The following is a 7,041-nucleotide window of genomic DNA, read 5'->3' as shown; positions in this document are numbered from 1 at the left end:
GCGTAGTAAAGAAGATACTGAAATCACCATTCAGAGAATAATGGATGCTGTTGTCGATCAGCTATTGAGACTAGGTTACGACAAAATGTCGTATACCACGTTGAGTCAGCAAACAGGGGTTTCACGAACGGGGATTAGCCACCATTTTCCAAAGAAAACCGATTTTACGGCCGCTTTAGATGGGCGGATTTTTAAGCTGTTTGTTGAGCATTTAGATTTTGAAAATGACCTTTCAAGCTTTTCAAATAGCTGGATAAATGCGCTGGAAAATGCACAATTTTTGGCTATTTTGCGTTTATTATTTCATCATGTTGTGACGACTGAAAATGCGGATGAATTTGCAGCAAATGGTGTTGATCGGTTATACAAAACGGTGGCTGTACAGTTTGGCAAAGAGAGCGCAAGGGAGCTTGAGTGGCTGATTGGTAAATCACTGATTAAAATGAGTCAATAATTTGGCACTTTGTGCAAGCTTGTATTGTCGACTTTAACACTAAAGCCAACTGAGAAGTTGGCTTTAGTGCTTTTTGTAGAGAGTTATAGAGAGATTGTGTCGATCAATCGTACAACGTTGGGATCGGTTGACGTTTATGCTGAGTTGCTGTGTAAATCGCGACAAGACGGTCAATCACGTGCTGTGAAACAGGCTTCCCTTCTAAAAAATCATCGATTTGGTCATAACTTAAGTTTAACGCATCTTCATCTGCTTTTTGTGGTGCGAGCTCTTCTAAATCCGCGGTGGGTGTTTTTTGAACCAATTGCTGTGGTGCGCCTAATTGAGCCGCTACCGCGCGCACTTGACGTTTACTCAAGCCAAAAAGTGGTGCTAAATCACACGCGCCATCACCAAATTTAGTATAAAAACCGGTGATGTTTTCTGCGGAATGATCCGTGCCGAGTACTAACGCACCAACAAAACCTGCAATTTCGTACTGCGCAACCATGCGAGCGCGCGCCTTTACATTTCCTTTCACGAAATCAATTTTGGCACTGTCAGTTGGAGTTAAGCTTGTGCCTTGTAGCGCATCAAGAGAGGCTGAGTGCAGGCCATCTACACCCGCTTTAATATTGACCGAAATTGAGTGTGTAGGTTGAATGAAGGAGAGAGCAAGCTGCGCTTCATCCTCATCTTTTTGTTCGCCATAGGGTAAACGAACGGCGATAAACTGATAGTCGTTAACGGCGTACTCTTGGTTGAGTTGTGTCACGGCGAGCTGGGCTAGACGGCCGCACGTTGTTGAGTCGACGCCACCACTGATGCCAAGCACTAAAGACTTACAACCAGATTCAACCAATTTGCGTTTAATAAACTCAACGCGCCGTTCAATTTCATAAACAGGGTCAATGGATGAGAGAACACGCATCTCATCACGGATCATTTGTTCCATTAGGGTTCCTTTTCCTGCAAGCAATATAAATCTTTGGTGTATCATACCGAAATCATCAGATTAGAAAACCGAGAAAATGGTTTTCAGACTTGAATAGGATTGCTATGACCAAAATTGCCGTCTTTGGGAGTGCTTTTAACCCTCCGAGCTTAGGACATAAAAGTGTGATTGAATCGCTAAGCCATTTCGATTTAATTCTGTTGGTACCGAGCATTTCACACGCTTGGGGTAAGCAGATGCTCAGTTATGAGATCCGTTGTGAACTTATTGATGCTTTTATTCATGATTTGCAGTCAGATAAGATACAACGCTCAATAGTCGAAGAGGAACTGCAACAGCCCGGGCAGAGTGTCACAACTTACGCTGTTTTGTCATTACTGCAAAAACAATCACCTGATGCTGACATTACTTTTGTAATGGGCCCGGATAATCTGTTCAATTTTGCGAAATTCTATAAAGCTCAAGATATCTTGCAACGCTGGTCAGTCATGGCCTGTCCTGAAAAAGTCGCGATTCGTAGTACTGATATTCGTCAGCGGTTAGCTGAAAATTTAGATATTACCGATTTAACGACTATCTCTGTTAGGAAAATCTTGCAGCAAAGAAAACTTTACTAGACAATCCACGCCCTTTTCGTGGTCGGAGCTGTTTGCATTCATGAAGTTAAATGTGGCTGTTTGTGCGTTAATCATGTTTTCGTCGCTGACGGAAGCTTGCGATCTCTATTCCGGTTCATTATTAACGCCAGAGTTAGAATTAACACTAGGTGCAGATAGTAGCCCAACAATGTTACCAGCATCGGGCGTCTGCTTTTCTATATTAGATAGTATGGGTTACGCATCGAAACAACTGCTGGCTTTAGGTTTATTTGAAGAATCTCCAGCCGACTCCTCTTACTGGGCCGATTGGTTTTTAAAAGCCGATTCGGATCCCCTGTTTACTCAGAAATTGGCCACAAGCTACATTGGCTTTGGAGTCTGGATACCCTCTGAATTGCTTGACGAGCAAAGTGATATGTCAACCGAAGAGTGGTTAATGAGTCACGGCTTACAGCTAAGTATCGGTTTTGGCGAGAAAAAAGCGGGTGAGCCGCGCATGCGTTTTGACTATCGTTGGCATGAAGATTTCGACAGCGTTGTCATGATGCAAATTGAAGTTCCCTTCTAACGTTTTCCCTCAGTAAACACACTCCCTCAGAAAACAAAAAAGCCAACCGCAATATTCGCGATTGGCCTATGTAAATTGTGAACAAAGAGTATTCACTAACAACGTCAGTTGGCTAGGTGACCCTCGGCTTAAGAAGGGTCGATATAGTTATTGCAGCATACGTGCCAAGTTTTATAGCGCTTAGTTGCTATTGTTTCCTTGTTTTTTCAAACTTCCCCAAGAAAATTTTTGCAGGCTGCAAATGCAAACTGCAAAAACGACTCAGATTGCTAATGCCGCTAGGTTCAATCACATTCGCTCTGCTATCTTACTTTTATTTGATTACACATCTAACTAATTGGTTGTTTTTTAGTTAAATGTTCAAACTTATTTATTCGTTTTAAATCAGCACTCTATATCTATTATTGCTATTTTTTTGAATTTTTTGGTTGAATTTTCCATTTGTACTGTTAGTTTATATAGAGGTTTTTAATTAGAGCTCTAACTATTTATGTGGCAGGCAATGATTACAGCAGCACCTTGGGTTGCATACCCGGAAATTATGCAAACAAAGACAGAACAATGGACGTTTCGTACCCCCAATCAAGCCGACGGGCAGCGTGTACATGATTTGATTGGGCTATGTCCTCCCTTAGATGAAAACTCCTCATACTGTAATTTCCTACAAGCGATTCACTTTCAAGAGACTTGCATCTTAGCGGAAAGAAATGGCGAAACCGTGGGGTTTATTTCGGCCTATTTAAAGCCTGACAATTCTGATGAATTGTTTATTTGGCAAGTGGCCGTGCATCCAAATGCTCGTGGGCTAGGGCTTGCCTCACATTTGTTACATGAATTGCTCGCTCGTGACGTTATGGCTGATGTTCGTGTATTGGAAACGACTATCACGAAAAACAATCAAGGTTCATGGAGCCTCTTTAAGAAGTTTGATCGAGCACATGGCGAGCAAGGAGAGGTATCGACCTTTCTCGATCAAACTCGTCACTTTGAAGGTGAACATGATACCGAGTATTTGTACCGCATTCCGCTCAAACCTCGTTCTAACTTAACAGGATAACTATCATCGTTATGGACATTTTTAAAAAGAAAGAATCAAACGTGCAATCTTATGCCAATCACTTTCCCGTGGTTTTCTCTACGGCAAAAGGGAGCTGGCTATTTACCGATTCTGGTGATCGCTACTTAGATTTTTTGGCTGGAGCTGGTTCGTTAAATTATGGTCACAATAACGCCCTCTTTAAGCAGGCGCTATTGGAGTACATTGATAAAGACGGCATTACTCACGGCTTGGATATGCACTCCTCTGCCAAGGCTGAGTTCCTCGCGGTATTTGAAAGTCTCATTCTTGAACCAAGAAACCTCGACTACAAAGTGCAGTTTACTGGTCCAACTGGGACTAATGCTGTAGAGGCGGCAATGAAGCTGGCCAGAAAAGCTACGGGTAGAAGTAATATTGTGGCTTTCACTAACGGCTTTCATGGTTGCTCTTATGGCGCACTTGCCGCAACAGGAAATCAACATCATCGAGGCGGCGCTGGGCTTAGCTTAGGTGGCGTGACGCGGCTCCCTTATGATGGCTATGCCAATATTGATGGCCTGTCGCTATTTGAAAATATGCTGAATGATAACTCATCGGGTTTAGACAAACCGGCTGCGGTATTATTGGAGGTTGTCCAAGGCGAAGGTGGCTTAAATTGCGCGTCCAACGAGTGGTTGCAACGCTTAAGTCGTCTCTGTAAGAAAAACGACATTTTGCTTATCGTTGACGATATTCAAGCTGGTTGTGGACGTACGGGAACCTTTTTCAGTTTTGAGCCATCAGCAATAAAACCAGATATAGTGACGCTATCGAAATCGCTCAGTGGTTATGGGTTACCTATGGCGATTGTGCTGCTGAAACCTGAGTTAGATGTGTGGAAACCGGGAGAGCACAACGGAACCTTTCGCGGTAATAATCACGCCTTTGTAACCGCTACAAAAGCGCTGGAAACCTATTGGTCAAATGATGATTTTACCACTCATATCGCACATCGAGCCAAGCAAGTGACGCATGTCATTCAAACCACACTGCGTCGTTTCCCCACACTGTTTAACCGCCACAAAGGGCGTGGACTAATGCAAGGCATTGAATGCAGCAGTGGTGAGATCGCCCATAAAATTGCTCGTCGTTGTTTTCAACTAGGGATGGTGATTGAAACCGCAGGCCCAAATGACGAAGTAATTAAGTTTTTCTGCCCACTTACTATCACAGAAACCGAACTTGACCAAGGTTTAGATATTTTTGCACAAGCGGTAGAAGAGCTAGCCTCTCAGTTAATTAAAAAAGCATCTTAGGAATAAAAAATGATTGTTAGAACATTAGAAGAGTGTCGCCAAAGTGAGCGCCGGGTTGTTGCTCAAACTTGGGAAAGCGTTCGTATGCTGCTGAAAGATGACAATATGGGTTTTTCATTCCATGTTACGACCATTTTTAAAGGCGGCGAGACCCATATTCACTATCAAAACCATTTGGAATCCGTGTATTGCATGTCAGGTGAAGGGGAAATCGAAGTGATAGGAGGGAAAACTTACCCGATAAAGCCCGGCACTTTGTACATCCTTGATCAACATGACGAGCACTATTTAAGAGCTTATTCTGGTGCAGATATGGTTATGGCATGTGTTTTTAACCCGCCACTGACAGGAACTGAAACGCATGATGAAAAAGGTGTTTACCCAATCATTGAGTAATCACTCGCGACGATTCACTGCATTCAATTTAAAAGAAAAGGAGATCCCATGTCTTACACCGTAGAAAAAATCGGTGGAACATCAATGAGCGCTTTTGATGCTGTGCTCGACAATATTTTACTAAGGCCTCATCACCCTTATGATCGAGTGTTTGTGGTATCAGCGTATGCAACCATTACCGATGCCCTACTGGAATGCAAACGCACTGGCAAGCCCGGTATTTACCAGATGATCGCGAAACATGATACGCAATGGCAAGAAGCCATGTACCAACTTGAGCAACGTATGTTGCTGATTAATGAGCATTTGTTCGCCGATCCGATGAGTCGTATTCGCGCGGATAAATTTATTCGTTCGCGGATCTCAGAAGCAGTCAACTGCATTAATAATATTCTAGAAACGTGTCAATACGGGCAGTTTTCATTGCGTCAGTATTTGCCTCAGGTGAGAGAATTTTTATCTTCAATAGGCGAGGCTCATAGTGCCTATAACACCAGTTTGAAGCTAAAAACTCTTGGGATTAATGCATGCTTCATTGATCTCTCCGGGTGGAATAATGGGCAAGCAGGAAGCTTAGATGAGGTGATTTTGACTGCCTTCGAAGACATTGATGTAGCAACGCAATTGCCAATCGTGACTGGCTACGCCTACTGTAATGAAGGATTAATGAAAACCTATGATCGTGGCTATAGTGAAATGACCTTTAGCCGCATCGCCGCATTAACCAACGCAACGCAAGCGATCATCCATAAAGAGTATCACTTAAGCTCCGCAGACCCGAGAATTGTAGGCGCGGATAAGGTTAGCCCGATGGGATTGACGAACTTTGACGTAGCAGACCAACTGGCTAATTTAGGTATGGAAGCGATTCATCCGAATGCGGCAGCTGGGCTGCGTCAGCAGGGGATTGAACTCAGAATCAAAAATACGTTCGAACCAGAGCATAAAGGTACTCTCATTTCCAATGTTCATAAGCCTCAGAACAATAAGGTAGAGATTATTGCGGGCAAGGACAAAGTGTTCGCCTTGCATATTTTTGACCAAAGCATGGTCGGGAAAATTGATAATGCCAGTTATGAATTGATGGAAGTGATCGCCGAAGCTAAGGTACATCTCGTTGGTAAAGAGATGAATGCAAACTCGATGACGTATTACCTCAGTGGCAGCAGCGATAACTTAAACCACGTGTTGTACAAAATAGAGAAGCGCTACCCGAATGCATCCGTATCAGGAAAAATGGTCGCCCTCATTTCTGCAATCGGTGCATCAATGAACACCAACAACGCATTAACGCAAGGCATGCAAGCATTAGTTAACGCAAAAATTAGCCCTATTGCCGCTCACTCGTCGATGCGTAATGTCAATGTACAATTCGTCGTAGAAGACAACGATTACAATCGCGCGATTTGTGTTTTACATGATGTGTTGATTGCGAAACCGCTATCTTCAAGAAAGGCAGCCTAACAAAGATGAAGTAAGGTTACTTGAGTAACCTTACTTCATCTGAATTATTGAATAGGTGAAGATAACTCAATGTTGTCAGTTAGAATGACCTCTGGTGCTGTGAGTGAGTTAAAAAATCCAACATTTTTTGGCAGCTGATATATATTGTTCTTTATGACGGAAAATATAAATTTTTTTTCACCGTTAGTTAGCATATTTATTATATTATAATATTTGTTATTTGAACCATAGACTGACATATCTACATTTACAAAAGTGTTTAGTGCTATTAAAATGCCAGATACATATTTAC

General features: G+C 42.6%; 8 protein-coding genes and 1 pseudogene. 7 read left to right on the top strand and 2 right to left on the bottom strand.

The genetic code is table 11. From position 1 onward, the window contains the following. Positions 1-454, top strand: a 454-nt coding sequence (locus AACT21_RS04400) for a TetR/AcrR family transcriptional regulator (protein WP_094163269.1), incomplete at its 5' end; no start/stop codon positions are given. A 103-nt stretch (positions 455-557) separates the two neighbouring features. Here AACT21_RS04400 and nadE read toward each other — a convergent pair. Continuing rightward, positions 558-1,388 (bottom strand): ammonia-dependent NAD(+) synthetase, encoded by an 831-nt coding sequence (gene nadE / locus AACT21_RS04395; RefSeq protein ID WP_064626299.1) that lies wholly within the window; start codon positions 1,386-1,388, stop codon positions 558-560. Between the two features lie 104 nt (positions 1,389-1,492). On the opposite strand from nadE, the gene AACT21_RS04390 reads away from it, so the two are divergent. From AACT21_RS04390 to AACT21_RS04365, 6 genes are all read left to right on the top strand, one after another. Then, complete coding sequence (locus AACT21_RS04390) at positions 1,493-2,005, top strand: nicotinate-nicotinamide nucleotide adenylyltransferase (RefSeq protein ID WP_176430157.1); 513 nt, start codon at positions 1,493-1,495, stop codon at positions 2,003-2,005. Between the two features lie 40 nt (positions 2,006-2,045). Next, on the top strand, positions 2,046-2,555 hold the full coding sequence (locus AACT21_RS04385; protein WP_017046067.1) for a hypothetical protein: 510 nt from the start codon (positions 2,046-2,048) through the stop codon (positions 2,553-2,555). Positions 2,556-3,045: 490 nt separating this feature from the next. After that, a complete protein-coding gene (gene ectA / locus AACT21_RS04380) occupies positions 3,046-3,612 on the top strand; it encodes a diaminobutyrate acetyltransferase (RefSeq protein ID WP_013867982.1) in 567 nt (188 codons plus the stop codon). Between the two features lie 11 nt (positions 3,613-3,623). After that, positions 3,624-4,889, top strand: coding sequence for a diaminobutyrate--2-oxoglutarate transaminase (gene ectB, locus AACT21_RS04375; protein WP_047689962.1), 1,266 nt, complete (start codon positions 3,624-3,626; stop codon positions 4,887-4,889). A gap of 9 nt (positions 4,890-4,898) precedes the next feature. Next, positions 4,899-5,285 carry an ectoine synthase gene (locus AACT21_RS04370; RefSeq protein WP_094146877.1) on the top strand — a complete coding sequence of 129 codons (387 nt, stop codon included), beginning with the start codon at positions 4,899-4,901 and terminating at the stop codon, positions 5,283-5,285. A 48-nt stretch (positions 5,286-5,333) separates the two neighbouring features. Then, a complete protein-coding gene (locus AACT21_RS04365) occupies positions 5,334-6,749 on the top strand; it encodes an aspartate kinase (protein WP_094163265.1) in 1,416 nt (471 codons plus the stop codon). A 44-nt stretch (positions 6,750-6,793) separates the two neighbouring features. Here AACT21_RS04365 and AACT21_RS04360 read toward each other — a convergent pair. Continuing rightward, positions 6,794-7,041 (bottom strand): annotated as a pseudogene (locus tag AACT21_RS04360) (right-handed parallel beta-helix repeat-containing protein); the annotation flags it as partial.

The organism is Vibrio sp. V08_P9A1T1 (genome assembly GCF_963874405.1).
Lineage (GTDB): Bacteria > Pseudomonadota > Gammaproteobacteria > Enterobacterales > Vibrionaceae > Vibrio > Vibrio anguillarum.
The sequence above is the reverse complement of the archived record's forward strand: the minus strand, read 5'-3'. Positions and strand labels throughout refer to the sequence as shown.